General features: G+C 62.4%; 1 protein-coding gene. It reads right to left on the bottom strand.

What is annotated here, in order from left to right; all coding sequences use genetic code 11:
- The coding region (tuf, locus tag AC1D0P_RS25820) for an elongation factor Tu (protein WP_477679332.1) at nt 1-1194 on the bottom strand (1194 nt) is incomplete at its 3' end.
- Between the last annotated feature and the right edge of the window lie 5 nt (nt 1195-1199).

Here is a 1199-nt window from a genome sequence, read left to right as displayed (position 1 = left end):
CGCAATGATCTTGGCAACGACGCCGGCGCCGACGGTCTTGCCGCCTTCGCGGATGGCGAAACGCAGGCCTTCTTCCATGGCGATCGGGTTGATCAGCTTGACGGTGATCGACACGTTATCGCCTGGCATGACCATTTCCTTGCCTTCTGGCAACTCGATCGCRCCSGTCACGTCCGTCGTGCGGAAGTAGAACTGGGGGCGGTAGTTGTTGAAGAAAGGCGTGTGGCGGCCGCCTTCGTCCTTGCTCAGGACGTAGATCTCGCCGGTGAAGTGCGTGTGCGGCTTGATGGAGCCGGGCTTGCACAGCACCTGGCCGCGCTGCACGTCTTCGCGCTTGGTGCCGCGCAGCAGGATACCGACGTTGTCGCCGGCCTGGCCCTGGTCCAGCAGCTTGCGGAACATTTCCACGCCGGTGCAGGTGGTCTTTTGCGTGTCGGCAATACCRACAATCTCGATTTCCTCGCCGACCTTGACCACACCGCGCTCGACACGGCCGGTCACGACAGTGCCGCGGCCGGAGATGGAGAACACGTCTTCCACGGGCATCAGGAAGGCGCCGTCAACCGCGCGCTCTGGCAGGGGGATGTAGGTGTCGAGTGCTTCAGCCAGCTTCATGATGGCCTCTTCGCCCAGGGGACCCTTGTCGCCTTCCATGGCGAGCTTGGCCGAGCCGTGGATGATAGGGGTCTTGTCGCCGGGGAAGTCGTACTTGTCGAGCAGCTCGCGCACTTCCATYTCAACGAGTTCGAGCAGCTCGGCGTCGTCGACCATGTCGCACTTGTTCAGGAACACGATGATGTAAGGCACGCCGACCTGGCGGGCCAGCAGGATGTGCTCGCGGGTCTGGGGCATGGGGCCGTCAGCGGCCGAGCACACCAGGATCGCGCCGTCCATCTGGGCGGCGCCGGTGATCATGTTCTTCACATAGTCGGCGTGGCCTGGGCAGTCCACGTGGGCGTAGTGGCGGTTCGCCGTTTCGTATTCAACGTGGGCGGTGTTGATGGTGATGCCGCGCGCTTTTTCTTCGGGCGCCGCGTCAATTTGGTCATAGCCCTTGGCTTCGCCGCCGAACTTGGACGCCAGAACGGTCGTGATCGCCGCCGTCAGCGTCGTCTTGCCATGGTCCACGTGGCCAATCGTGCCTACGTTGACGTGCGGCTTGGTCCGCTCAAATTCAAATTTGCCTTTTGCCATTTTTC

The organism is Polaromonas sp. P1_G2 (assembly GCF_056405515.1).
This window is presented reverse-complemented; position numbering and strand designations above follow the sequence as displayed.